At 62.7% G+C, this 24,777-nt stretch carries 17 protein-coding genes and 1 pseudogene; 8 read left to right on the top strand and 10 right to left on the bottom strand.

What is annotated here, in order from left to right; translation table 11 throughout:
* Positions 1-7: 7 nt before the first annotated feature.
* The 3 genes from Q5H89_RS05125 to Q5H89_RS05115 all read right to left on the bottom strand — a co-directional run bounded on the left by Q5H89_RS05125 (position 8) and on the right by Q5H89_RS05115 (position 3,589).
* A complete protein-coding gene (locus tag Q5H89_RS05125) occupies positions 8-1,135 on the bottom strand; it encodes an efflux RND transporter periplasmic adaptor subunit (protein WP_305018226.1) in 1,128 nt (375 codons plus the stop codon).
* Positions 1,136-1,258: 123 nt separating this feature from the next.
* Positions 1,259-2,929: a TolC family protein gene (locus tag Q5H89_RS05120; RefSeq protein WP_305018225.1), complete on the bottom strand. Its 1,671-nt coding sequence runs from the start codon at positions 2,927-2,929 to the stop codon at positions 1,259-1,261.
* Between the two features lie 45 nt (positions 2,930-2,974).
* On the bottom strand, positions 2,975-3,589 hold the full coding sequence (locus Q5H89_RS05115) for a TetR/AcrR family transcriptional regulator (RefSeq protein ID WP_305018224.1): 615 nt from the start codon (positions 3,587-3,589) through the stop codon (positions 2,975-2,977).
* A 315-nt stretch (positions 3,590-3,904) separates the two neighbouring features.
* Here Q5H89_RS05115 and ispF point away from each other — a divergent pair, with 315 nt between their 5' ends.
* The 7 genes and pseudogenes from ispF to Q5H89_RS05085 all read left to right on the top strand — a co-directional run bounded on the left by ispF (position 3,905) and on the right by Q5H89_RS05085 (position 15,829).
* Positions 3,905-4,384, top strand: a complete 480-nt coding sequence (ispF, locus tag Q5H89_RS05110) for a 2-C-methyl-D-erythritol 2,4-cyclodiphosphate synthase (RefSeq protein ID WP_305018223.1) — start codon at positions 3,905-3,907, stop codon at positions 4,382-4,384.
* A gap of 35 nt (positions 4,385-4,419) precedes the next feature.
* Positions 4,420-6,096, top strand: coding sequence for a M28 family peptidase (locus tag Q5H89_RS05105; protein WP_305018222.1), 1,677 nt, complete (start codon positions 4,420-4,422; stop codon positions 6,094-6,096).
* Positions 6,097-6,300: 204 nt separating this feature from the next.
* Positions 6,301-6,942, top strand: a pseudogene (locus tag Q5H89_RS23240) (Ig-like domain-containing protein); the annotation flags it as partial.
* 126 nt (positions 6,943-7,068) lie between these two features.
* Positions 7,069-11,916 (top strand): FG-GAP-like repeat-containing protein, encoded by a 4,848-nt coding sequence (locus Q5H89_RS05100; protein ID WP_305018221.1) that lies wholly within the window; start codon positions 7,069-7,071, stop codon positions 11,914-11,916.
* Positions 11,917-12,049: 133 nt separating this feature from the next.
* Entirely contained in the window at positions 12,050-13,426 is a 1,377-nt protein-coding gene (locus Q5H89_RS05095) for a LutB/LldF family L-lactate oxidation iron-sulfur protein (RefSeq protein ID WP_305018220.1), read from the top strand.
* Between the two features lie 34 nt (positions 13,427-13,460).
* A complete protein-coding gene (locus tag Q5H89_RS05090; RefSeq protein WP_305018219.1) occupies positions 13,461-14,522 on the top strand; it encodes a hypothetical protein in 1,062 nt (353 codons plus the stop codon).
* Positions 14,523-14,647: 125 nt separating this feature from the next.
* Positions 14,648-15,829 carry a hypothetical protein gene (locus Q5H89_RS05085; RefSeq protein ID WP_305018218.1) on the top strand — a complete coding sequence of 394 codons (1,182 nt, stop codon included), beginning with the start codon at positions 14,648-14,650 and terminating at the stop codon, positions 15,827-15,829.
* Between the two features lie 79 nt (positions 15,830-15,908).
* On the opposite strand, the gene sdaAA is transcribed toward Q5H89_RS05085, so the two are convergent.
* From sdaAA to Q5H89_RS05065, 4 genes are all read right to left on the bottom strand, one after another.
* Positions 15,909-16,805, bottom strand: coding sequence for an L-serine ammonia-lyase, iron-sulfur-dependent, subunit alpha (sdaAA, locus tag Q5H89_RS05080; protein ID WP_305018217.1), 897 nt, complete (start codon positions 16,803-16,805; stop codon positions 15,909-15,911).
* Between the two features lie 59 nt (positions 16,806-16,864).
* Complete coding sequence (locus Q5H89_RS05075; RefSeq protein ID WP_305018216.1) at positions 16,865-18,757, bottom strand: M48 family metallopeptidase; 1,893 nt, start codon at positions 18,755-18,757, stop codon at positions 16,865-16,867.
* A gap of 64 nt (positions 18,758-18,821) precedes the next feature.
* The gene (msrB, locus tag Q5H89_RS05070) at positions 18,822-19,283 is read right to left on the bottom strand and encodes a peptide-methionine (R)-S-oxide reductase MsrB (RefSeq protein WP_305018215.1); all 462 of its coding nucleotides are present in this window, start codon (positions 19,281-19,283) and stop codon (positions 18,822-18,824) included.
* A 61-nt stretch (positions 19,284-19,344) separates the two neighbouring features.
* A complete protein-coding gene (locus tag Q5H89_RS05065) occupies positions 19,345-19,926 on the bottom strand; it encodes an RBBP9/YdeN family alpha/beta hydrolase (RefSeq protein ID WP_305018214.1) in 582 nt (193 codons plus the stop codon).
* 3 nt (positions 19,927-19,929) lie between these two features.
* Here Q5H89_RS05065 and Q5H89_RS05060 point away from each other — a divergent pair, with 3 nt between their 5' ends.
* Positions 19,930-21,474 carry an NAD(P)H-hydrate dehydratase gene (locus tag Q5H89_RS05060; RefSeq protein WP_305018213.1) on the top strand — a complete coding sequence of 515 codons (1,545 nt, stop codon included), beginning with the start codon at positions 19,930-19,932 and terminating at the stop codon, positions 21,472-21,474.
* Between the two features lie 59 nt (positions 21,475-21,533).
* On the opposite strand, the gene Q5H89_RS05055 is transcribed toward Q5H89_RS05060, so the two are convergent.
* The 3 genes from Q5H89_RS05055 to Q5H89_RS05045 form a co-directional block, all read right to left on the bottom strand.
* Positions 21,534-22,814: a tetratricopeptide repeat protein gene (locus tag Q5H89_RS05055; RefSeq protein ID WP_305018212.1), complete on the bottom strand. Its 1,281-nt coding sequence runs from the start codon at positions 22,812-22,814 to the stop codon at positions 21,534-21,536.
* A 301-nt stretch (positions 22,815-23,115) separates the two neighbouring features.
* On the bottom strand, positions 23,116-23,976 hold the full coding sequence (locus Q5H89_RS05050) for a hypothetical protein (RefSeq protein WP_305018211.1): 861 nt from the start codon (positions 23,974-23,976) through the stop codon (positions 23,116-23,118).
* A 188-nt stretch (positions 23,977-24,164) separates the two neighbouring features.
* Complete coding sequence (locus tag Q5H89_RS05045; RefSeq protein WP_305018210.1) at positions 24,165-24,713, bottom strand: inorganic diphosphatase; 549 nt, start codon at positions 24,711-24,713, stop codon at positions 24,165-24,167.
* Between the last annotated feature and the right edge of the window lie 64 nt (positions 24,714-24,777).

The raw sequence follows: 24,777 nt of genomic DNA, 5'->3' as shown, positions 1-24,777 counted from the left end.
TCAGCCCCTAGCTGATTTTGACAATCTGGCCTTCGTTCAGGTTCTGGTAGCCGGCCGAGATAACCTCGTCGCCGGGCTTGAGGCCGCTGGTTACTTCCTGCTTGCCGTTGTAAGTCTGGCCGGTTTTGATGACGCGCTTGGCCGCCACGGCCTTGCTACCCTCGCGGTTCACTACCAGCACGTAGGCGTTTTCCTCGTCGTGCTGAATGAGGTCGACGGGTAGCACGGTGGCGTTGGCCTGGCCGTAGTTCTGGATGTGCACGGTGGCTACCATGTTGGGCCGCAGCTTGCTAGCCTGGTTGGCGGGCAGGCGCAGCTCCACGGTGAAGGTGCGGCTGTTGGCCGAAATGGTGCGGCTCACGGTGCGCACCGTGCTCGGGATTTCCTCATTGCCGATGTCGGGCAGCGTCACGAGGGCCTTGTCACCGGCCTTGATGCTGCCCGCGTAGGCTTCCGATACATCAGCCAGGATTTTGCCGCCCTGGCCGCTGTTGAGCTGCACCACCGGCGCGCCGGGCGCCACGGTTTCGCCCAGCTTGGGCAGTACGTTATCCACCACGCCGCCGTAGGGTGCCACTACATTGTAGAGGGCGCGCTGCTGGTTGAGGCTGGCCAGGTTGCGCTGCAACGCCTCGTAGTTATTCTTGGCTTGCAGGTACTGAATTTCGGTGCCAATCTGCTGCTTCCACAGGCCGGCTTGCTTTTGGTACACCACCCGAGCGAGGTCCATGCGGGTGCGCAGCTCGGCAATGTTGGCATCCAAGATGCTGGCATCCACGGTGGCTAGCACCTGGCCTTTGCTCACGCGGTCGCCGCGCTGCACGCGCACGCTGGTGAGCGTGCCGGCGGCGCGGGCGCCTACGGTGGCATTCTGGTCGAAGTCTACGCGGCCCTGCACGTCGAGGTAGCCGGCGAAGTTCTCCGGGGCCACTTTCAGCACCGATACCGGCACGGCAGCGTTGGCCGAGTCGGCCTTGCCGGCGCCGGTTTTGGCTTCAAGGTCAGCTATCTTGGCCTGCGTAGCGGCCTGGTCGGCCTTGAGCTTGGCTAGCTCGGCCTTGGGGTCTTTGGCACCGCCGCAGGAGGCTAGCGCAACGGCGAAGGTGGCGGAAAGAAAAAGAGAAGTAGGGCGCATAAATAAGGAGGAACTGTCAGGCTGAGCTTGCCGAAGCATCTCGCGCGGGTTGGTAACTCAAGTAGGCTAACGAGTCACGCGAGATGCTTCGGCAAGCTCAGCATGACGTTCTTTTTTAAGGGTTTACTTGGCCTGCGAATACAATTCGCCGGTAGCCTTATCGCGGTCTACCTTGGCCACCAGCACATCGTAGATGGCGGCGTAGTAGTTGGTCTGGGCTTCGCGCAGCGAGGTTTCGGCCGTGATTACTTCCAGGTTGGAGCCCACGCCGGCGTTGAACTTGATGCGCGTGACGCGGGCCACGTCGGCGGCCAGGTCGAGGTTGGCCTTCTGGTTATCCAGCACATCGAGCGCGTTCACCAGGTTGGTGCGGCTCTGCGTGTCTTGCAAATCAATGCTTTGGCGCAGGGTTTCAAAGCCTCGCTCAATAGTTTGCTGCGCAATGCGCGCCTGCTGCACCTGGTACTTGCGCCGGAAGCCATCAAACACCGGAATGTTGAGGGCCAGCCCCACGTTGCCGAAGCCAAACCAGTTCTGGTTGATAAAGCCGGCCGAGTTGCGCGAGTCGGGCCCGCGGAAGGCAAACAGGTCGCTCACCTTGTTGGCCGAGCCCGTGAAGCCGTAGGCCGCCGTGAGCGACAGGCGCGGGTAGGCGCCAGCCGTGCGGCTGCGCAGGTCGAGGCCAGCTAGAGCCTGCTGCGTTTGCAAGGTCGAAAACTCGATGCGGTTGTTGTAGTTGAACGCCGCCTGCGCCTGCACCGGCTGGCCGTTGTTGATGCCCGGCGTGGGCGGGCCACTGGCAGCGCCCTGGCCGAGGCCGGCCGGCGCGCTGGGCACGTTGCCGAGGCCGTCGGGCCCGCCGCCCGTGCTGAGGCTAGCCACGCCCAGGTTGCGGCGCAAGGTGCCGGCATCGACCACGGCCGCGCCGAGCGAGTCGGTCAGTGTCACGGGTTGCGCTTGGGGCAGGCCCATCTGAAACTTGAGCAGGGCCACGCTCAACTCGGTGAGGCGCTGGGCTTTCTGCTGCTCCACCACCAGGTTATTGCGCTGCACGCGCAGGCGGTCCACGTCGAGCTTTTCGGCAAAGCCAGCCTTGAAAGTCTGGTTGGTTTGATACAGCACCGTGTCGAGGCGCTGCACGTTGCGGGCCAGCAGGGCTAGCCGGGCGCGGGCCACCAAGGTGCTGTAGTACGCCTTGCTCACCTGCTCCACCACGTCGATTTCGGCCTGCTGGGTCTGCTTCTTCGCCAGGTCGGTATACACCTTAGCGGCCTTCAGGCCAATGAGATACGAGCCGTCAAAAAGCTGCTGCGAAAAAGAGGCCGACGTATTGCCCGCGTACTGCAGGCCGAAGGCCAGCGGCGTGGGGCCGGTGGCCGGGGCCACGCCGTAGGCCGGCGCCAGCGTTACGCTCTGGCCGGCCTGGGCCTTGGCCAAGTCGGCTTGCGTGAGGGTCGTGCCATTGAGCGGCGCGCCCCCAAAGCTCGAAAAGTCTACCAGGCTCTTCTGGAGCTTGAAGTTATCAGCCACGTTGGCGCCGATATTGAGCTGCGGCAGGCCCTGGGCTTTGATTTCGCCCACTTTGGCGGCGGCCGTTTGCTCGGCCAGGCGCGTGCCCAGCAGGCTGGGCTTGTTGGCCACGGCGTAGCGCACGGCCTGTTGCAGGCTCAGGGCCATGGGGCCAGCGTTGGGCTGGGCGGGCAGCGCCGCCGGGGTTTGGGCCAGGGCCGGAGCCAGCGGTGCCAGGGCGAGCGCCGAGGCCGCCAGTAGTGTCCCCAGAGTAAGGTTTTTCATGGGTTTGTGAAAGAAGGAGCTTGTCTAAATAGCCTGGCAGCCAGCCTATTCCTCTTCCGTAATGTGTTGGTACTTATTAAAAAGCCGGTGCCCCTTGAGCGTGGCAACTCCCAGCAAAAAATGCTCATCAAACACCTTGTTGACGCGCATGGGGCTAAACTGGGCGGGTGGGTAGATGTCGGGGTCGAAGGTCAATTCAATCTGCGACAGGTTGAGGCGGGCTAGCACGTCCACGTCGAGGTCAGCGCGAAACAGCCCTTCGGCAATGCCCCGGCGCAGATTTTGGGTTATCTGGTCGAGGATAAACGTGCTTTTGTGCGCCGAAAACAGTTCCCAAGCCGATGGGTAGTACTTGCGCAGGTCGTGAAAAATACTCGGGTGAATGTTGCTGAACTGCTGGTCGGCCCAGGCCGAGATGGTGAGCATCTCCTGCACGGCATCGGCCGCGTGGCTCGCCACCCGGGCGCATTCGCCCTGGGCATTGCAGAGGTGGGTCGTCATCACGCCCAGCACTATTTCATCCTTGTTGGTGAAGGTTTTATACAGGGTTTTTTTCGACATGCCGAGGTCGGTGGCGATGTCGTCCATGCTCACGCTCTTGATGCCATTGCGCATAAACAGCGCGGCGGCGCGGGTCAGAATACGGTCTTTGGTTTCCATGTTTGGCACGGCAAAGATACAACGGAAACTTTTGGTGGGTTCAGAGTTTCCGAAGTTTCTTTTGCTGTTTCCGCTACCGCCATTCGCTAGCCCGTTTATTGACGCGGTAGCCACCCGAATACTTTAGCCGTCGGCATAAAATTTTGGCAAGTTCATAGCGCGTTTGCTGTGAAGAGGTTCGATAGCGTAAAGCTAATAAATTTAGTTAAAAGTTGTATGCTTTTCTCGCCAATTTTTTTAGCATAGGTTGTCTGGTGGCTAGCCCCGCGCCGGGGTAAATACCTTTGCAGTCCATCCTGCTTATTCTGTATGCCCATGAAAATCCGCGTTGGCTTCGGCTACGACGTCCACCAGTTGCAGCCCGGCCTGCCGTTTTGGCTCGGCGGCATAGCGGTGCCGCACACCCACGGCGCCCTCGGCCACTCCGATGCCGACGTGCTCATTCACGTCATTTGCGACGCGCTGCTAGGGGCCGCCAACCTGCGCGACATCGGCTTTCACTTCCCTGACACCGACCCGCAGTACAAGGGCATCGACAGCAAGAAGCTGCTGGCCCACACCATGCGCCTGCTGCGCGAAAGCGGCTACGAGCTAGGCAATGTGGACTCGACCATCTGCCTCGAAAAGCCGAAGGTGAACCCACATATTCCGGCCATGCGCACCACCCTGGCCGAGGTGATGGGGGTGCCCGAAGACGACATCTCCATCAAGGCCACTACCACCGAAAAGCTGGGCTTCGTGGGCCGGCAGGAGGGCGTGGCGGCCTATGCTACCGTGCTGATTACGAAGCCCTAACCAACCTATTGCTGCCTTTCCGCGCTGTGCCCTTTATGAAATACACCGCCCTGCTGCTGGCGGCGCTAGCCTTGCCCGCGCCGCTGCTCGCCCAGAAAACGCCCACCAAGACTAAAACCAAGCTCAAGCCGGGCACTACCGCCAGCCCCGTTGTGCGGCCCCACGAGCCCCTGCCCGCGCCGCCCGCCGACTACGCCGTGCCCTACGCCGACCGCTACATCACGCAGGAGCACCTGCGGCGCGACCTCTCGGTGCTGGCTTCGGATGAGTACGAGGGCCGCGAAACCGGCACCAAGGGCCAGAAAATGGCCGCCGCCTACATCAGCCAGCAGTTCAAGGATGACAGCCTGCAAGCGCCCGTGGCGGCCAACGTGGCCAACCCGTACCTGCAAACCTTTGGCATGGAGCGCAGCGCCTGGCAGCCGGGCGGCACCCTCACGGTGGGCGGCAAGGCCTACGAATGGCTGAAGGATTTTTACGCCTTCGGGCGCACGCCCTTCGACCAGGCCACGGCCGTGCAGCCGGTTTTTCTGGGCTACGGCATCGAGCAAGAGGGGTATTCTGATTACGCGGGGCGCGATGTGAAGGGCAAGGACTTGCTGATACTGCTGGGCGAGCCAATGAACGTGGATGGCCGCCCAGAGCTTAGTAAAGATGGCAAGCCTACCAAGTGGGGCGTTGATTTCCGGGCTAAGGCCGCGCTGGCCGCCCAGAAAGGGGCGCGCAGCGTTTTCTTCATAACCCAGGAGCCGGCCGACAAATTTGAAAAAATGACCGCCCGGCTAGCCCCGCGCGTGATGCAGCCCACCATCGCCTTTGCCGACCAGCCCGGCAGCCGGGCGCCGGCATTCTTTCTCTCGCCCGCGCTGGGCCTGAAGGTGCTGGGTACCACCGCCGCCCGCTTGTCTAAAGAGTATGCGTTGGGTGCGGCTGCTTCAAAACCGTTGGCTGCCGGCATATTTAAGCCGATTAGATTCAGCATCAGCGCGCCGCAGCAGCGCTCGGCCGTGACTACGGAGAACGTGCTGGGCTTTTTGCCAGGCACCGATTTGAAGGATGAAATCGTGGTGGTGTCGGCGCACTACGACCACCTGGGCGTCATCGGTGGGGAGGTGTATAACGGGGCCGACGATGATGGTTCGGGCACGGTGGGCATGCTCAGCATCGCGCAGGCGTTTGCCAAGGCGGCGCGCAGTGGGCACGCGCCGCGCCGCAGCCTGCTGTTTCTGGCCAATACGGGTGAGGAAAAGGGCTTGCTAGGGTCGGAGTACTACACCGACCACCCGGTTTTTCCGCTGGCGAATACGGTGACGGACCTGAACATCGACATGATTGGCCGCACCGACGTGGCCCACGAGGGCAAGCCGAACTACGTGTATGTCATTGGCTCCGACAAGCTTTCGTCGCAGCTGCACGAGGCGCTGCAAACGGCCAACCGCCAGCACGGCAACCTCGACCTCGACTTTCGCTTCAACGACCCCCAGGACCCGAACCGATTTTACTACCGCTCCGACCACTACAACTTCGCCAAAAAGGGTATTCCGGTGGCGTTCTTCTTCAGCGGCGTGCACGCCGACTACCACGAGGCGAGCGACGAGATTTCCAAGATTGAGTTCGATAAGCTGGAGGCGCGGGCGCGGCTGGTGTTCTTCCTGGCCTGGGACTTGGCGAATCGGGACGCGCGGCCGGCGGTGGATTCGAATAAGCCATAGTTGTCTAATGGGCTATCGTTTTGGTCACGATACAAAGGGGGTAGCCTTGATTAGTTGGTAGTTAGTATGTGCTACCGCACGCCGTAGCTAGACTGAAATACCAATTAGCAACAGTATCTTTAGGGGCTCAATAGTTCGGCTTGTCTCGGTTTGCCCGTTAGGAAGCAGTGTGCTTTCTGCCGGGCAAACTTTATTTATTTACCTATGATGCAACGCTACTCCCTACTGCTTTTTGTCTGCTCTATTTTGGCCGCGCCAGCCCAGGCGCAGGCGCCGGTAGTTACGGCACGTACGCCCCTGCGCAACGCAAACGCCGCCTCGCCGGCGTCTGGCGTGAGCGTGACTTTTTCGCAGCCGATAGAAGCGACAACTGCGCCCGGTATGAGTGTCTATTCGGCGCAGGCAGGCGGTAAAAAAAAAGGTGCTTATGCCACGAGTGCCTCTACGATTACCTTTAGCCCAACCACTGGTTTTAAGCCGGGGGAGACGGTGCTCGTATCGGTGCCGCCTGCGGTGCGCAGTACTGCCGGGGTTGCTGCGGCCCGTCAGGTTCACCAGTTTACAACGGCCGTAGGGGGGGCTGGCCGGGCGCAAAATTTCAAGCTAGGTAGTGATTATTACGCCGGAGGCTCGTGCTTTGGGCTCGCCACCGGCGATATAGATAATGATGGAGATATAGATGCCGTAACCTGCAATTTGTATGGTGGTGCTGCCGTAGTAATAAAGGTTAATGGTGGCGACGCTACCGGGTCTAATACGGGGGTGTTTAGTAGCGGCATTAGCCTTTCAACTGACCTTGGCCGGCCGCGCCACGTATCGCTGGCAGATATTGACGGCGATGGCGACCTCGACATACTGGCCCTCTGCGACGGGGTATACATCTACCAAAATGGCGATAGCAAGGGGGGGAACACCGGTAAGTTCGCGATTAAGGATGTCGTGAAAACCGGGTATGGGCCTTACAGCCTGGCCATGGGTGACGTCGACGGCGACGGCGACCTGGACTTTGTTACGGCCAATGAAAATGGGGTTTCGGTGAGTGTGCGCCTGAATGGAGGCGATAACTCGGGGTCAAACACCGGGGAATTCAAAAACGGCTCTGAGGTGCCCATCACAGGGAGGCCAACGGCAGTGGTGCTGGCGGATGTGGATGGCGATGGCGACCTCGATATGCTGGTAAGCCACAGTGTGAGCACGCTGAGCGTGCGCCTGAACGGAGGAGACGCTACGGGGTCCAACACTGGTACTTTTTCGGGTAGCCAGGAAGTAGCCTTGCAAGGCAATACCGCTAGCTATGCTAATCTGGCCGTTGGCGATGTTGACGGCGATGGGGACATCGATTTAGTAGTAGGTGTTTCTAATTTGAATGGTGTAGGCTGGACGGCGAGCGTGCGCCTGAATGGTGGTGATGCGTCGGGCTCCAATACGGGGCAGTTTAGTGGTACCCAAAATGTGCCAGTCGAGGCCTATAGCGTAGCGCTGGGGGATATGGATGCCGATGGCGACCTAGACCTGGTTACCTCTACGGGTTATGTTCGGCTGAACGGAGGGGATGCCAGTGGCTCCAATACGGGTGTTTTTAGTGGTGCTGGTAGCTTTTCTACCGGGAGCGGCCCCTATGGCGTGGGCCTTGCCGACGTAGATGGCGACGGCGACCTCGACATCCTGACTACCGATTTCTACTCTGGAATTGGCGTGCGGCTAAACCAGCCGCCCGCTCCCGTTATTACGAGCCTTAGCCAAACTACCGCCCCGGCGGGCACGGCCATTACCCTGGCCGGCGCAAACCTGACCGGGGTTACGCTCTCGGTGGGGGGCAAGGCGGCGGTTATCACGAACAATACCGGCACGAGCCTCACCTTCACGGTACCCGCGGGCAGCTCAACCGCGGGTACCGTAAAAGTGAGCGGGCCGGGAGGGAATGCAACTACTCCGTTTACCGTAACAGTAGTGTTGGTGGCGGCCACGCCCAAAGCCAACAGCCGCAATGGCACGCGGTTGCTTTATAATGCCCGCCTGACTTTTTCGGAGCCCATAAGCAGTAATTCTGCTTATAGCATCGCCTTATACTCGGCCGTGGCTGGCGGGGGCAATCTGGGTACCTTCTTTCCAAGCGGCGCCGCAACTTATTTCTCCCCTTCAACAGCTGCTGCTACCAACCCGTATCTTCAGCCCGGGGAGCTGGTGAGCGTAACAGTGCCGGCCTACGTGCAGAGTGAAGGGGGCATCGCAATAAGCAAGCGCGTATACCGGTTTACGGCCGCGGCAGGGGGCATTGGGCGTGGTAACTTTCAGCCGGGCTCAGAAAACAAGGTGGGGCCTCAGCCCCAGCGGATTGTAGCGGCCGATATTGACCGCGACGGGGACCAGGACCTGCTGGCGGCTGCTTACGACAACGGAGCCGGAAAAACGGTGAGCGTTCGGCTGAATGCCGGCAATGGCACGTTCGCTGCGGGCCCTGACCTAACCCTGCCTGGTACCAGCCAAGGGGTGCACGATGTGCTGGCAGTGGACCTGAATGCAGATGGGGCCCTGGATGTAGTAACGGCTAATACCACAACGAGTGACGTAAGCACTTTTCTCAACAATGGCCGGGGTAGCTTCACCGCCGGTACAACCCTGGCCGTGGGGGCTTCGCCCCAGCAGCTTGTGGCGGCCGATGTGGACGCCAATGGCACGCAGGATTTACTGGTTGTGACGGCTAGTGGCACAACCGTGTGGCTGAATGCGGGGTACGGAGGTTTTTACACCCGCCTGGAAGTGAAGATGAGCCTTGGGGAACAAGCCTTGGCCACTGCCGACGTAGACAACGACGGCGACCTGGACCTGCTCACCACGAACGGCAGTGCCAACACGGTCAGCATCCGCCTGAATGATGGTACCGGCTCCTTCAGCGGCATCGCCAGCCTGGCAACGGGCCGGGTGCCCAGCGGCTTGGTAATGAACGACATAGATGACGATGGCGACTTGGACTTGCTGACGGCTAATGCTGGCGACAACACCGTGAGCGTGTTTGTGAATGATGGGCTGGGTAATTTTAGCAGCCGCGCCGCGGTGGCCGTGGGCCTGGCCCCGGCCAGCCTGGCGCTTGCCGACATTGATGCCGATGGGGACCTCGATTTATTGACTGCCAATGGCGGTGATAATACCGCTAGCGTGCGGCTGAACGATGGCGCCGGTGCTTTCGCCGATGGTGGGCTGCTCGCGATAGGCCAAGGACCGGCGGGCCTGGCCTTGGCCGATGTGGACAATGACGGCGACCTGGACCTCCTCGCCGCTAACAGTGGGGCTAATACGGTGAGCGTCCGCTTCAACCAGGCCGGTGCCCCCACCTTGCTCAGCCTTTCGCCCACTAGCGGCGCCGTCGGCCAGAGTATTACGCTAACAGGTACCAACCTGGCCGGGGCCACCGGGGTCAGCTTTAATGGCACGCCCGCCAGCTTCAAGGCAAGCTCGACGACCAGCCTGAAAGCGACTGTGCCCGTGGGAGCCACCACGGGCACGGTAACCGTGACCACTCCCCAAGGCACGAGCAACGGGGTACTCTTCACCGTGACTGAGCCACAGCTAGCCGTAGCGCAGGCTGCTACCAGCTACCCAAATGGTGGGCTGGCTTACAATTTCGGCAGCTACCGCCCGGGTACTGTCAGCCCAGCGGTCGTATTTACGCTCCTTAATGCAGGTACGGCCGACCTGGCCTTGGCCGGAACAGCTACTACTGGCGACTTCAGCCTCGTTGGGCCGGTGCCAGCGAGCGTGCCAGCGGGCAGTACCGCCACGGTAGCCGTGAGCTTTGCCCCCACCACTACTGGTGTCAGAGACGGCGTGTTGACAATTACCTCCGTACTGGGCACCTACACCGTAAGTCTGGAGGGCACCGGAGACGGGGGCAAGACTAATATTGTCGTTACGACCTCCCAAAATCTGGCTGGTGACTACAATGATGTGACAATCACTGGCACCGGCGTGGCTACGCTCTCCGGCCCCCTCACGGTAAATGGTACCCTTAGTGTGGAGCAGGGTGGCACCCTCAATCAAAATGGGCAGTTGCTCACGGGCCCGGGTACTATGCAACTGCAAGCAGGAGCCACGCTCGTCATCGGCGATGCCGCTGGCATCACGAGCAGCGGCGCCACGGGGGCCGTGCAACTAACGGGTGGACGCTTCTTTGCGGCCGATGCCAGCTACGTATATGCCGGTACGGGGCCACAAACTACCGGTGATGGCCTGCCGACGCAAGTGCGTAACCTGACTACGTTGAATACGAGTGACGTGACGCTTTCTGCGGACGTAGCCGTAGCGCAAGTGCTGACTGTAGGGAGTGCGGGCAACCTGCTAACGGCGGGGCACACCCTGACGCTGCTCTCCTCAGCCAGCGGCACGGCGCTGGTCGTGAATGCCAGCACGGGCGTAGTAAGCGGGGCCGCTACGGTGCAGCGCTACATCGACCCGAGCACCAACCCTGGGCTGGGCTACCGGCACTATGCCCCGCCGGTCACTAACTCAACGGTAGCCGACTTCAGCACGGCGGGCTTTATCCCGGTTGTTAATGCGACGTACAACACCAGCGCTACGCCGGGGGCGGTTACGCCTTTTCCTACCATTTTTAGCTACGACCAACGCCGGCTAGCTACAACTGCGAATACGAGTTCTGCCTTCGACAAAGGCTTCTTCTCGCCGGCTAGCCTAAGTGAAGCCTTGGTGCCGGGGGGAGGCTATACCGTTAATATCGGCGCGGCCCAGCTAGTAGATTTTGTCGGTACGCTGGGCACCGGCGACCAGACCGTGGCGTTAGCGCGTGGTGCCGACGCCGACGCTGGCTGGGCATTGGTAGGTAATCCATATCCGGCTCCGCTCGACTATTCTTTGGTAGCGGCCGCAGACCGCGAGAATGTAGATGCGGCCATCTACGTGGTGCAGAGTACCGGCCAGTACGCTGGGCACTACCGCAGCTACGTGAACGGGGTAGGGGGTAATCCTATTTTATCAGTGGCGCAGGGCTTCTTCGTGCGTGTGCAGGCAGGGCAGACCAGTGGCCACCTGACATTTCGCAACAGCCAGCGCCTGACCACTCCCGACGCTACTGCCTTTCAGCGACTGGCGGCTGACCCTCGGCCGCTCGTGCAACTCGACCTGCGTGGTCTTAGTAGTGTCGATGCATTTTACGTTTATGCCGAAGCCGGGGCTACCACTGCTTTCGACAGCCAGTACGATGCTGCCAAGTTGCCTAATTCGACCGGTCTGAACTTAAGTAGTCAGTTGGCCAACGGTCAGCAGCTTGCCATTGATGGGCAGCCGGTTTTGGCCGCGGGTACCACGCTAGCCCTCGGCGTGGGAGTGCCGGGCGCTGGTACTTACACGCTCGTCGCCGCCCAGCTCAAGAACCTGCCGGTGGGCTTGGAGGCCTACCTCCACGATGCGCTCACCAATAAAATGGTGAAGCTGACGGCAGGAAGCACCTATCAATTTGCTGTAACTGCCGAGCAAGCCAAGACGACGCTCACGGGCCGGTTTACGTTGGTATTTCACCCGCAGGCTGCATTGGCTACTTCGCCTGCCGCCTTAGCCGCCTTGGTGCAGGTATACCCAAATCCGGCACATGAAAGCTGCACGGTGGTTGTGCCAAGTATGGCTGGCGCTACCACCGTGCGTATCGAGCTACTCAATGCGCTGGGGCAAGTAGTGCTTCGCCAAGCTACTGCCTTGTCTGGCAACGGGGCAACGCTTACGCTGCCGATAGAAGGGCTGGCCCCCGGTGTATACGTACTACGTCTGCAAGCCGCCGCCAATACACTGATAAAACGAATTGCTATAAACTAAATCATGAGTGGTAGTACCGAGCGCTTCGTGCCGAAAGTAAAAAGCGATAGGTATCTTCGGTAAGTCTAAAAAAATAGGTGCAGCGCCGCTAGCTAGTCTGCTCTACCCTGCCCTCGCAAAATCTCCTGTACTCTTGCGAAACCTCGCGCTCCAGTTCCAGACCGACGCCGAACGCAAAGCCTTCGACCTCGAACACCGCCGCAAAATCCGCTTCAATATCGGCAAGTACGACGCGGCCGTGAGCGCCGGCCTGCAGCACTATGCCGACCACGAGCTGGCCCGCGCCCGCGCCGCTAGCCTCAAGGCGCAGGTGCTCGAAAAGCTGGATGAGTACCTGCTGGAGTTCGAAAAGAATTTCACCGCCAGGGGCGGCCGCGTGGTGTGGGCCAACGACGCGCAGGAGGCCCTGGCCGAAATCGGCCGCCTCACCGAGGCGCGGGGCACGCGCACCGTGGTGAAGGCCAAGAGCATGACCACCGAGGAAATCCACGTTAACAAGTATTTACAGGGCCGGGGCATAGAGTCGGTGGAGACGGACCTGGGCGAATACATTGTGCAGCTCAACGGCGAGCGGCCTTATCATATCGTGACGCCGGCCATGCACCTGAGCAAGGCCGACATTGCCAACATCTTCGTGAAGCACCTCGGCATCGAGCATACGGACGATGCCCAGCAACTCGTGCTCACGGCCCGGCACCTGCTGCGCGATAAGTACACCTCGGCTGAGGTGGGCATCACGGGTGGCAACTTCCTGATTGCCAAGGAAGGCGGCGTGGCCGTGACGGAGAATGAGGGCAACGCCCGGCTCTCGGCTACGTTCCCGGGCCTGCACATTGCAGTGGTAGGCATCGAAAAGATTATCCCGCAGCTTACCGACCTCGACCTGTTTTGGCCGCTGCTCAGTACCAGCGGCACGGGCCAGCAGGTCACGGTGTATAATACGGTATACTTCGGCCCGCGCCAGCCCGGCGAGCCCGACGGGCCCGCAGAGATGGTCGTGATTCTGCTTGATAATGGCCGCACCAACCTGCTAGCCCGCCCCGACCGCCGCGAGGCGCTGCGCTGCATTAGGTGCGGGGCCTGCCTCAACGTGTGCCCGGTGTACAAAAACATCGGCGGCCACACCTACGAAACCACCTATTCGGGGCCCATCGGCTCGGTTATCAGCCCGCACCTGAGCGGCCTGAAAGAGCACCAGCACCTGAGCTTTGCCAGCAGCCTGTGCGGGGCGTGCACCAGCGTGTGCCCGGTGCGCATTAACCTGCACAACCTCTTGCTGCTCAATAGGCAGCAGAGTGTGGCCGAAGGCCACAATGCGCCGGTCGAGAAAGTCGCCATCGGCCTCTGGCGCTGGAGTATGCGCCACCGCTGGGCGCTCGATGTGCTGCCCGGCCGCCTCAAGGATTTCAGCCTCGGCTACCTGCTCGACCAGGCCGGCTGGCGCAAGCGCCGCGAAAGCCTGAAGGTGGCCGACAAGTCGTTCCGGCAGCTGTGGCAGGCTAGCCACTAGCAGCGATTTAGGAGGCTGGCCCGTACAACGGGCCATGTCATCACCTGTTGAGTATGGGGTACGCCTGCTGGCGGGGCTAGCCGGCGGCTGGCTCGTTATTACCACCGTGTCGGGGGCCATCCGCTCGTTTGTGCTGCCGCGCAACGAGTCGGTGCGGCTCAACGTGTTTGTATTCAGCGGGGTGCGCGCCTTGTTCGATTTCGCCGCGCGGCGGGCCAGCAACTATGCCCACCGCGACCGCATCATGTCGCACTACGCGCCGGTGGGGCTGGTGGCGCTGCCCATTGGCTGGCTGGCGCTGGTGGGCCTGGGCTACACGGGCATTTACTGGGCGCTGGGCGTCGAGGATTTTACCAAGAGCTACGAGCTTAGCGGCAGCTCGCTGCTTACGCTGGGCACCACCAAGCAGAATGGGTTTGTAGTCAACGTGTTCAGCTATTCCGAGGCCACGCTGGGCCTGCTGCTGCTTACGCTGCTCATTTCGTTTCTGCCCACCATCTACCAGGCGTTTTCGCGGCGCGAAACGGTGGTGGCCCAGCTAGAGCTGCGGGCCGGCATCCCCAACTCGGCCTGCGGGCTGCTGCGCTGGCTAGGGCACGACCAGAGCTTCGAGAACGACGACCAGCAGTGGCTGGCCTGGGAGCAGTGGTTTGTGGAGATTGACGAAAGCCACACCTCGCTGCCGGTGCTGGCCTTCTTCCGTTCGCCGCAGGCCGGACGCTCGTGGGTCACGGCCGCCGGCCTCATCCTCGACGCGGCCAACCTGCTGTTCTCGGCGCTCGACGTGCCGCGCTCGCGCCAGGTCGAGCTTACGTTCGAGGCTGGCTGCCTGGCGCTCAATCGCATTCACCGCTTTTTTAATAAGAAGTCGGGCACCGAGCCGGCCGAGCTGCGCTCCGAAACCGAGCAGGCCAACGCCACGCCCGACCGCCACACGTTTGCCCTGGCCTGGCAAGACCTGCGCGCCGCCGGCCTGCCGCTGCGCCCTAGTGAGGAGGAAGCCTGGCAACACTACTACCAGCGCCGCCGGCGCTACGCCGAGGCGCTCAATTTTCTGGAAAAGCTCCTGATGGCCCCCAACCCGGCCAGTAAGTAAAAGAATACATTCGCATGCCGGGCTGAGCAAAGTACTGAATTTTCAGAGAATACTCATAGGGGCGGGGTATTTTTAAGGCTGCTTTTTCAGGCATTCTACCCAACCCCTATTCCCACTTACTTAGTATGCGCCATTTGGTACCTTTGGCTAAATCGGGTTATGTTACAACTGCACTAGGTAGCAAGTATTTGCTAGGCATTATGTGCGTGCTGGCCTGCCTGCTACATCACCCGGCTTGGGCAGCATTCGGCATTTACCAAGACTATGCGATTGTCAATCCGAACGGCGCTGGCTTTCAGTATTATGCGGGCGGGGCCAACAGTGCTGGTAGCACTGCTTTCAGCGGGAAAGACTTCGGGGCATTCACGGCCGGGCAGTCGCTGGTGCTGGGCGAAGAAATCAAGACCTTCAAAAATAATGGCAGCAATGTAACGGGCGCCCGGCTCTACTATCGGGTCTACCTCGTGGGCAATACCCCAGGTGGTTTTACGCAAACCAACCCAGCCTTTTCTGACGATAATATTGACGGTACGAACGGCAATCAGAAATGGACGAATGTGTCTAATAGCCAAGGCAATAACACGCCTGCTCCCGTTGATTTGCTGGCTGGCCTTACCGCAAGCGGCACTTACACCATTGAAGTGTACTGGACGGCCCAAGCCAGCAATGAAGCCGATGTGGTTGAGAACAATGCAAATGCCAACTACAAGGCTACTTTCAGCTTCACGGTTGCGCCCATGCCCGTGGCGCTCACCGCCTTCACGGCCCAGCGCCAGGGCGCCGATGCCCAGCTGAGCTGGACTACCGCTACCGAAACCGATAACGCCGGCTACGAGGTGCAGGTAAGCCTGAGCGGCGAGGCTACTGATTTTCGGGTACTTGGCTTCGTGGCAGCACCTACCCCCACCAGCCAAACGGCCCGCACCTACACCTTCCGCGACCAGGAGGCCGGCAAAACCGGCCTGCGCTACTACCGCCTGCGCCAGGTAGACCTGAGCGGCCCGAGCACGTTTTCGCCGGTGCGCAGCGTGCAGTTCGATGCGCTGGCGGCCGCGCAGCTGGCCGCCGTCCCCAACCCGTTTGGCGACAAGCTGGCCCTGCTCGTGACCTTGCCGCAGGCGGCCACCGCGGCCACCCTCACCCTCACCGATGCGCTGGGCCGCGAGGTGCTGCGCCAGCCAATAGACACGCTGCCGGCTGGGGCTAGCAAGCTCATTATCAGTGCCGGAACACTGCGCGCCGGCGTGTACGTGGCGCGGCTAGCCTTGCCCACCGGCCCCCAAACGCTGCGCGTGCTGAAGCAATAAGCCCTGACTGCACCAACTAAAAAGCGCTCCCGGCCACTGGCCGAGAGCGCTTTTGGTGTATAAAAACAACATTCGCTTTCTATTCGTCGGGCAGAATATTCACGTCCTGCACCAGCACCAGTTTCTCAATCTCGCGGCCCCGCTTAGTGTTGGCCAGGCCGCCGAGGGCGGTTTCCTTGTAGCGGGTTTCCATGCTCTGGCCCACCTCGCCGAGGGCCGCCACGCACTGGTCGACGGGAATAACCGGGTCGACGCCCGCGATGGCAATCTGGGCCGACGAGAACGCGATGGCCGCCGCCGAGGCGTTGCGCACCACGCAGGGCACTTCTACGAGCCCCGCCACGGGGTCGCACACCAGCCCGAGCATACACTGAATGGTAATGGCCACGGCGGCAAATGTTTCCTCTACCGAGCCGCCCAGGCAGTACACAATGGCGCCGGCGCCCATGGCGGCCGCCGAGCCGGTTTCGGCCTGGCAGCCGCCCACGGCGCCGGCCAGCGAGGCGTTTTGCTCGATAATGAGCGCGATGCCCGCCGCCACCAGCAAGCCTTCCAATATTTTACGGTCGTCGAGGTGGTGCAGCTTTTGAATGGTGGTGAGCACGCCGGGCAAAATACCCGAGGCGCCGGCTGTGGGCGCGGCCACCACGCGGCCCATGCACGAGTTTACCTCCTTGGCCCCTAGCGCGCTCACAATGAGCTGCTTAAACTCGGGCGAGAGCACCGTAACGGGCGAGGCGGCAATCTTCTTGGCCCCGTTGTTTATCATGCCCGAGCGCGAGGTCATGTTGCCGGTCTGGCCCTCGTGCACGGCGTCGCGCATCACATCGTAGGCCCGCTGCAAGGTGGGCCAGATGGCTTCTTCGGTGGCGCCTTTCTGCTCAATCTCGTAGGCCAGCACGGGCTGGAAGAGGGGCTCGCCGGTAGCGGCGCAATGGGCCTGCCAGGAAGCAAAATCGGTGAAGAGCAAGGACATAAAAGGGTGGGCTAGGGGGTAGAAGCTACGGTAAGAGCCCCAACAGGCGGGCCGCGAAATTAGCTCAGCTGGCGGTGGTAAATTTCGCTTCCGGCCAGCGCCAGTGCCTTTTTGCCCACCCACATAAACTCGTTGATAATGGGCACTGCCAGGCCCGAGCTGGGTAGTACTATCTTGGGCGTCAAGAGGCTAGCCCAGTTGGCCACTTCCTCGTCGGTGTTGAGGCCCTTGCCTTTATCGGCCCGCAGCACCAGGATGAAATAGGGCTTCTCGGCGGCCAGGTGGGTGAGCTGCTTGCGCATGAGCCACGCCCGGCCCACGCGGTTGGCGGGGTCGGCCAGCACGGCGAGCACGGGGGCTAGCTCCTCGTCGGAGAGGCCGTGCGCCAGCAAAACATCTTGTTGGGTACAGCCTTGGCGCTCAGCCGCTACCAGGTCGGTGAAGTCGGCGTGGTGGTACTGCCGGCTCGCCAGCTGCCGGGCCGCGTCGCGGTCGCCCTGGCGCTGGTGGTAGCCCTGCTGAATGGCTAGCCCGGGCCCCACAAAATCAGGATTGCTGCGCATGGCTTCTTCCAGTAGGGGCAGGCCGGCGGGGTCATCCTGGCTAGCCAAAATGCGGCCAACCGCGAAGCGGGCCGGCGCACCGTACTTGGCCGAGTCGAACAACGCCCGGTACAGCGGCAACGACTCGGCCTCGCTCACGTGGTCTTCGGTGAGGTCGGCGTGGGTCCAGGCATCGGCTTCGGCCAGGGCGGTGCCACCGGCTAGCTGCTCGTTCAGCTTATTCAGGCTGCTAAGCTGGTCGCGCAGCACGGCGTGGCGCTCGCGCCAGAAGGAGGCGCGCTCCTGGCGCCACTTCGTGTCCAGCTCCTGAGCCAGGGCCGGCAGGCTGGCGCCCAGCCAGGCTTCGGCGGCCGTGGTGGCGGGTGGGGCGGGAGCCGCCACGGGCTGGCCCAGCGCGGCCAGGCGCTCGCCCAGCGTGGGGTGCGTGTCAAACGGGTCGGGGTCGGCCTCGGCGGCGCGGCGCAGCAGGGCGCTTTCTTCCTCGGCGGGCAGGCTAGCGGTGCGGGCCACCGCCAGCAGCCGGCTGATGGGGTCGGCGGGCGGGGCAGGCTCCACGGCCAGCGACTTGTTGAGGGGCGTCCAGTACAGCTGGTCGAGCGCCGGCTCGCGCACCTCAATGGCGCACAGCGCCCCGGCCAGCGCAGCGGGGCTCGTGATGCGGGCCGCCGCCGCGTCGGCCTCAAACTCGGCCGTGCGCCGCAGCGGGTGCGACCAGGCATTGAAGCGCGGCACGTACCACTCGGTGAAGCCCCGCACGATGCTGCGGCGCCCCGACTGCTCCAGATTGCCCACCAGCTGCGCCCACGACTGATTGACGCGGTACGTGAGCGCCGCAAACCGGCCGTGGCCACCGCGCAGGTGCCCTAGCTCGTGGGCCACCACGGCGGCCGCCTGCTCCGGCGTCAGGGTTTGCAGCAGTGGCAGGCCTACCAGCACGTAGTTGCGCGGCCAGCCCAGCAGGCCCAGCCGCGGCAGCTGCATGGCCGCGGCGTTGAAATCGGTAGTCAGGATGACGCGGTGCACGGCCGGGGCGCGCAGGGCGCGGGTTTGCGCGCGCAGCAGGTCGTGCAGCGGGGCAGCCTCGGCGCGGCTCAGCTCGCGGCCGGCCGGCGGGTCAAATTTCACCCACAGCGAGCGCAGCAGCGTCCACACAAAGTACACTACTGGTATCAGCAGCTTGAAAATAATGCCCGCTACGCCCACGGCTACCACCGCCCACAGCAGGCCGCCCAGCAGCGCAAAAGACCCTAGCAGCAGCAGCGCAATGAAGCCGTAGCCCAGCCACACCCAGGCCTGCACGCGGCGGCGGTAGGCAGTGGGGTTGGCCTGGGCTTTGGGCAGCAGGTCGGTGAGCTTGGCCGCGAAGGCCTCGTGGGTCATGCCGGGCATAGAAAAGGCGCCGACTGGCCATTGGGGCCAATCTGCGCCTAAACTACTACTTTGTTTGAATATACTAAGCGGCCGGCTCTTTAGTCGTTACCAGCTTGATGCTGGCCGAGTTGATGCACAGGCGCAGGCCGCTGGGCGGCGGGCCATCGGGGAATACGTGGCCCTGGTGGGCATCGCACACGTTGCAGAGCACTTCCACGCGGGTCATGCCGTAGCTGGTGTCTTTCTTGTACTTGATGGCGGCCTCATCCACGGGCTGCGTAAAGCTGGGCCAGCCGGTGCCGCTCTCAAACTTGGTGCGCGAGTCGTAGAGCGGGGTGCCGCAGCACACGCAGGCGTAGAGGCCGGCCTCGTGGGCCTCGCAATACTCGCCGGTAAAGGCACGCTCGGTGCCGTGCTCGCGCGTTACGTGGTACTGCTCGGGCGTGAGCTGGGCGCGCCACTCGGCGGGGGTTTTCTCCACGCGGCGGGGCGGGGTAGGGGCGCCGTGGTTGGCCAGGCGGATAACGTCGTTCCAAGTTTGCATAAAATCGGTTGCTGGGGGTTTGGTAGTAGTAAAACGTATGCCACCCCGGAGGGTTCAACTGCTAGGCCCACTCTTGCAGCAGCGCCTGACCCTCAGGCCATTCGCCGTGGCCGCTGGCGGCATTGATGTGGCCGGCATCGCCAATGGCCACCAGCGCACTGCCCCAGGCCTCGGCAAACTGCTGGGCGCGCTCCGGCGTCACCCACTGGTCGGTAGTGCTCGTTACTACTTTGCTCGGGAAAGGCAGCCGCTGCAACGGCATCGGCCCGAAGCCGGTGGTCGGAAACTCGGCGTAGTGGGCCGTTTCCACGTCGCTGGGCGCCACCAGCAGCGCGCCTTTGATGCGGTGGCCGTAGGTATTGGCCCAGTGCGCCACCGTTACGCAGCCCAGGCTGTGGGCGATGAGCACCACGTTGGCCAAATCTTCGCCGGCCAGGGCCTGCTCGATGGTTTCGACCCACTCGGCGCGGTCGGGGGCATCCCACTCGCGCTGCTGAATGCGGGTAAAATCCGGGTTCTGGCGCTCGAAATAGGTTTGCCAGTGGGCGGGGCCCGAGCTGCCCAGGCCGGGCACAATGAAAAAGCGAACGGTTCTTTGCATGGCCGAAAGTAGCCCGCGGGCCGCTTCCTGCGTAAAAAACACCCTATGAAACTCCTTTCCGCCGTTCAAATCCGCGCGCTCGACCAGGCCACCATCCGCGAGCAGCGCACCACTTCCACGGCCCTCATGGAGCGCGCCGCCATTGCCCTGGCCGGCTGGCTCTACCAGCACTACACCCCGGCCGAGGCGGGCGAAATTCTGCTGCTGTGCGGCCCCGGCAACAACGGCGGCGATGGCCTGGCCCTGGCCCGCCTGCTGTACCTGGCCGGCTACGCCGTGCGGCTAGGCCTGCTGCCGGCCGCCAAGTACTCCGACGACTACGAGTACAACCACCACGTGCTGCCCAAAGTCATTGCTATTCAAGAGCTAAGCGCTGAGCAGCTGCCTGATATTCAGCCCGGCACTTTGGTCGTGGATGCCCTGTTTGGCACCGGCCTCAGCCGCCCGCTCGATGGCGTGGCCGCCGCCGTGGTGCGGCACCTGAATGACCGCCACGCCCGCGTGGTGGCCATCGACCTGCCCAGCGGCCTGCTGGCCGATGCACCCCAGCCCAACCCCCAGGCGCCCGTGGTGCGGGCTAGCCACACCATCAGCTTCGGGCTGCCCAAGCTGGCCTTTTTGCTGCCGCAAAATGCGGACTACGTGGGCGAATGGCACGTGGTAGACATTGGCCTGAGCCCCGATTTTATTGGGCAGGCCGACACGCCCTGGCACTTCACGCGGCTGCCGGGCGCCGGCGGCTTCGATGCCGCGCTGGCTGCCCGGCAGCCCGATGTGACCCTGCCCAAGCGCGGCAAGTTTGCCTATAAAAACACCTTCGGCCACGCGCTGCTGCTGGCGGGCAGCCGGGGCAAAGTGGGCGCGGCCGTGCTGGCTGGCGGGGCCTGCCTGCGCGGCGGCGTGGGGTTGCTCACGGTGGCGGTGCCGGGCTGCGGCTACGACATTATTCAGACCACGCGGCCCGAAGCCATGTGCCTGCCCGATGCGCAGGCTGATTTCATTAGCGAGTTGCCGGAGTTGAAATCCTACCAGGCGGTGGGCATCGGCCCCGGCCTGGGCCAGGCCGGGGCTAGCCGCGCCGTGCTCGAAAAGCTGCTGCGCGAGGCCAGGGTGCCGCTCGTCATCGACGCCGATGCGCTCAACCTGCTCGGCGAGCACCGCGAGCTGCTCGCCTTACTGCCTGAAAACACGGTACTTACGCCCCACATCGGCGAGTTTACGCGCCTCACCGAAAAGGCCCGCGATGACTACCACCGGCTGGAGCTATTGCGCGAGTTCACCCAAAAGCACAAGTGTGTGGTCATTCTGAAAGGCGCCTACACGGCCGTGGGCGCGCCCGATGGCCAGGTGTATTTCAACAGCACCGGCAACCCCGGCATGGGCACCGGCGGCAGCGGCGACGTGCTCACGGGCCTGGTGCTGGCCCTGCGCGCCGACCAGCGCCTCGCTGCCCTGCTGGCCGCCCGCCTGGCGGTGCTGGCCCACGGCCTGGCCGGCGACCTGGCCGCCGCCGAAACCGGCGAAGCCGGGCTGGTGGCCGGCGACCTGGTGCAGCACCTTGGGCCGGCGCTGGCGGCGCTTACTGCTTAAGTAAAGGTGCAGCGTTAAAAGCAGGCTCATTCTTTTTAACGCTGCACTTTCAACTGTCTCTACTGCGGGTGTTTGCGCAGCCAGTCGCGGGCTTCCAGGTAGGCGTCTTCGCCGTTATCGCTGTGCTCGAGCACGGCGCGGTAGTAGCGGCGCGCCGTGGCGGGGTCGCTCTCATTGAGGGCGAGGCGGGCCAGCCCGGTTTCGGCAAAAATGTAGTAGCCCTGCCTGGCCATGCCGGCCTGCTCGGAGTAGGCCATGCAGCGCTGGTAGTAGTCTTTGGCCTGGGGGCGGTCGTGGTATTTGTACTGCATCAGGTAGCCCATGATGTAGGTGGCGGCCCGGCCCGAGTAGGCGTCGTAGCCCACCTGCCCGGCGGCATACTTGCGCAGCACCTCGCGGCTGGCCGCCTCGCTCTCCTCAAACTTGCCGAGCTTGAAAGCCAGCTTGGCATAGTCGAGCTGAAAGCGCGAGTTGTCGGGAAACTGCGTGGCGAGCTGCTGAGCCAGCGGGTAGGCCTCGGCGGCCTTCTTCTCGCGGTCGCTGTTGAGGATGGTAACCAAGAAAAAATTGGCCTCGGTGCCGGTGTAAAAGGCCGTTTTGCCCACCTGGCGCAGCTGGGCCAAGCCGCGCTCGCGGTCGCCCTTCGGGAAGAAAAACAGCACCGGCCGCAACCACTTGTATTCTTCGCCTATCCACACGGCGTAGTAGTTGAAGAGGCCGGCTCCAAACAAAAATTCCGAGCTTAAGCCGTTGGCTTCCTGGCTTTTCTCGAAGTAAACGAGGGCGCGGCGGCTCGCCACCGTGGCCTTGCGCCAGTTGTGGCGCTCGGCGTGCAGGCGGGCCTCCATGCCATAGGCCGCCGATAAGAAAAAGCAGGCCTCGTAGTTGTGGTTATCAGCTTTGTAGAGCGCCTCGGCGCGGGTCTGGGCCGTGTCGAGGTAGGCCAGAAAGGGCTTGTCGTAGCGGGTGTCCGTCACGTTGGTGGGCATCATCTTCCACCACGTGCTCAGGCCTAGCAGAAAGTAAGCCATCGGGTGCTTGGGATAGCGCCGCTGCAAGGAATGGAACTGCTTATCGGCCCGGTCAAACTTGAAGTTGTAGAGGTTTTGCACCGCCCCGCCCAGCTCCAGCTGAATGTCTTTGTCGAGCAGCAGCCAGCCGGCAATATCGAGCGCCTGGGGCACGGCCCGCACACTGTCGAGTGCAATTTCGGGCATGGCGGGCACGGGCGGCGTGCCGGGCTGCTGGCCCTGGGCGCGGGCGGTTTGGCTGCCGGCCAGCAGGCCTAGCACAAGCCCGCCAGTGAGCAGCCAGGGGCGCAGAAAAGTAGAGCAGTGCATAGGCTAACTGGCTTGGTGGCGTGGGCGCTAGGGGGCTACTCCATTTGGCCGGCTACGGTTGCCATTGCTGCGGGTATTTTGGGCCCCGGCCGGCCTGGCATACTCAAAAACGCGGTTTGCTAACTGAAATTTGCCAATAGCTACTGCCGGAGTAATGCAAAAAAGTAAGGGCGGCAGGCTGCTTGTGGAGAGAACTCGCCCGGCGCGTGCCGGCGCCGGCGGCTGGCAAAGTAGTCGGCACAGGGCAGCGCCCTGCGCCATCGATAGCCATCGATAACCGGCGGCCCAACCCAAACCGCTGCTACACCAGTAGATAAGCCACTGCCGGCAGCAGCAGCACGCCATCGGTGAGCAGGGCGAAGAAATAGTCGCCCCGCGTTTCCTGGGCGGCCAGCACCACGGCGGCGGCTAGGCCCGTGGGCAGCAGCACGGCCAGCGGCGGCGCAGTGCGGGCTAGCCCCAGCGCCAGCGCCCCGGCCAGAAACGCCAGCGACACGGCCTTGGCCCCGCCCACGCCCAGCAGCACCGGAAACGTGCGCAGGCCCACGGCCCGGTCGCGGCTATAATCCCGAATATCAAACACAATGGCCAGGGCCGTGACCAGGCAAAACCGCTGGCCCGCCAGCCCCACTACCGAGGCCAGCGGCTGGCGCAGCGCCAGCGCGGGCAGGCCCACCGTTACGGCCGTCCACACCCCGGCAATCAAAAAAACCTTCAGTAGCGGCACCTCGCGGATGGCCCGCCAGCGCCCCCGCCACGGCAGCACCGGCCACGAGTAGCCGATGGCCAGGGCCGCCAGCGGCAGCAGCACCGGCAAAAAATGCACCCAGCCATCGGCCAGCAGCAGGTAGGCGCCCGAGAGCGCCGCCGCGCCGGCCAGCGCCGCCAGGGCCAGGCGGTGCTGCTGCTGCCAGGCCTTGCGGCCCGAGGCGCCGGCCGGCTGCCGGTACTTGAAGGGCAGCGCCGCATCGAGGTTGTAGGTGAGCAGCGTGGCCGCAAACACCAGCACCACCACGTGCAGGCCTACCGCGCCACTGGCTAGCCCCGGCCACAGGCGCAGGGTCACGGCCGTTTGGGCGGCGGCGGCGGCGGCCAGCCACCCGCTGCTGAAGAGCAGCGCATCGAGCAGGCGCAGGGGCAGGGCGCGGCGGGCGGCGGGCATGGGCTAGGAATAGGGGAAAGAACGGGGCAACCCGCATTAAACTAAACGAACGTCATGCTGAGCTGGCCGAAGCATCTCGCTCGCGCCGTTGAGATTAGTAATCCAACGATGCGGGCAAGGTGCTTCGGCCAGCTCAGCATGACGTTCGTTTTTCGGCCGCCCGGCGCTAGCAAGGGCTAGCCACCCGGCTACTGCTGCTCGCCGCCGAAGGTTTCTTCGTAGAGCTTGATGCTCTCGTTGATGATGCGGTAGGCATCTTCGCGGCCCAGAAACTGCTTTACGATTACCTGCTTCTGCTCCAAGGCTTTGTAGTCTTCGAAGAAGCGCTGCATTTCGCGCATCATGTAGGGCGGCAGGTCGGCCAGCTCGTTGTAGTGGTTCACCGATACGTCGTGGGCGGCTACGGCGATAATCTTATCGTCTTCTTCGTCCTGGTCCAGCATCTGCATCACGCCGATAACCTTGGCCTCGACGAGGCACATGTGCGGGATATCGACCGAGCACAGCACCAGAATATCGAGCGGGTCTTTGTCGTCGCAATACGTTTGCGGAATGAAGCCGTAGGCGGCGGGGTAGTGCACGGCCGAAAAAAGCACGCGGTCGAGCTTCAGCAGGCCGCTGTCTTTGTCGAGTTCAAACTTACCCTTGCTGTTTTTCGGAATTTCGATGACGCCGGTTACGGTTTCGGGTAGGTTATCGCCGCGCGATACGTCGTGCCAGGGGTTGAATTGGGCCACTGTAGGGTAGGGAAAATGGAATGGAATTAAAACAATAACGTAAAGAAACGGCCTGGCGCCGAAG

The organism is Hymenobacter cheonanensis (assembly GCF_030581075.1).
In the GTDB taxonomy this organism is placed as follows: Bacteria; Bacteroidota; Bacteroidia; order Cytophagales; family Hymenobacteraceae; genus Hymenobacter.
The sequence above is the reverse complement of the archived record's forward strand: the minus strand, read 5'-3'. Positions and strand labels throughout refer to the sequence as shown.

What these genes read in the sequence shown, in the direction of transcription:
- ispF (WP_305018223.1), top strand. Translation starts at nt 3,905, where the DNA reads ATGAAAATCCGCGTTGGCTTCGGCTACGACGTCCACCAGTTGCAGCCC.
- Q5H89_RS05075 (WP_305018216.1), bottom strand. Translation starts at nt 18,757, where the DNA reads ATGCCCGGCATGACCCACGAGGCCTTCGCGGCCAAGCTCACCGACCTG.
- Q5H89_RS05120 (WP_305018225.1), bottom strand. Translation starts at nt 2,929, where the DNA reads ATGAAAAACCTTACTCTGGGGACACTACTGGCGGCCTCGGCGCTCGCC.
- Q5H89_RS05105 (WP_305018222.1), top strand. Translation starts at nt 4,420, where the DNA reads ATGAAATACACCGCCCTGCTGCTGGCGGCGCTAGCCTTGCCCGCGCCG.
- msrB (WP_305018215.1), bottom strand. Translation starts at nt 19,283, where the DNA reads ATGCAAACTTGGAACGACGTTATCCGCCTGGCCAACCACGGCGCCCCT.
- Q5H89_RS05050 (WP_305018211.1), bottom strand. Translation starts at nt 23,976, where the DNA reads ATGCCCGCCGCCCGCCGCGCCCTGCCCCTGCGCCTGCTCGATGCGCTG.
- Q5H89_RS05115 (WP_305018224.1), bottom strand. Translation starts at nt 3,589, where the DNA reads ATGGAAACCAAAGACCGTATTCTGACCCGCGCCGCCGCGCTGTTTATG.
- Q5H89_RS05085 (WP_305018218.1), top strand. Translation starts at nt 14,648, where the DNA reads ATGCGCCATTTGGTACCTTTGGCTAAATCGGGTTATGTTACAACTGCA.
- Q5H89_RS05090 (WP_305018219.1), top strand. Translation starts at nt 13,461, where the DNA reads ATGTCATCACCTGTTGAGTATGGGGTACGCCTGCTGGCGGGGCTAGCC.
- sdaAA (WP_305018217.1), bottom strand. Translation starts at nt 16,805, where the DNA reads ATGTCCTTGCTCTTCACCGATTTTGCTTCCTGGCAGGCCCATTGCGCC.
- Q5H89_RS05060 (WP_305018213.1), top strand. Translation starts at nt 19,930, where the DNA reads ATGAAACTCCTTTCCGCCGTTCAAATCCGCGCGCTCGACCAGGCCACC.
- Q5H89_RS05100 (WP_305018221.1), top strand. Translation starts at nt 7,069, where the DNA reads ATGGGTGACGTCGACGGCGACGGCGACCTGGACTTTGTTACGGCCAAT.
- Q5H89_RS05125 (WP_305018226.1), bottom strand. Translation starts at nt 1,135, where the DNA reads ATGCGCCCTACTTCTCTTTTTCTTTCCGCCACCTTCGCCGTTGCGCTA.
- Q5H89_RS05055 (WP_305018212.1), bottom strand. Translation starts at nt 22,814, where the DNA reads ATGCACTGCTCTACTTTTCTGCGCCCCTGGCTGCTCACTGGCGGGCTT.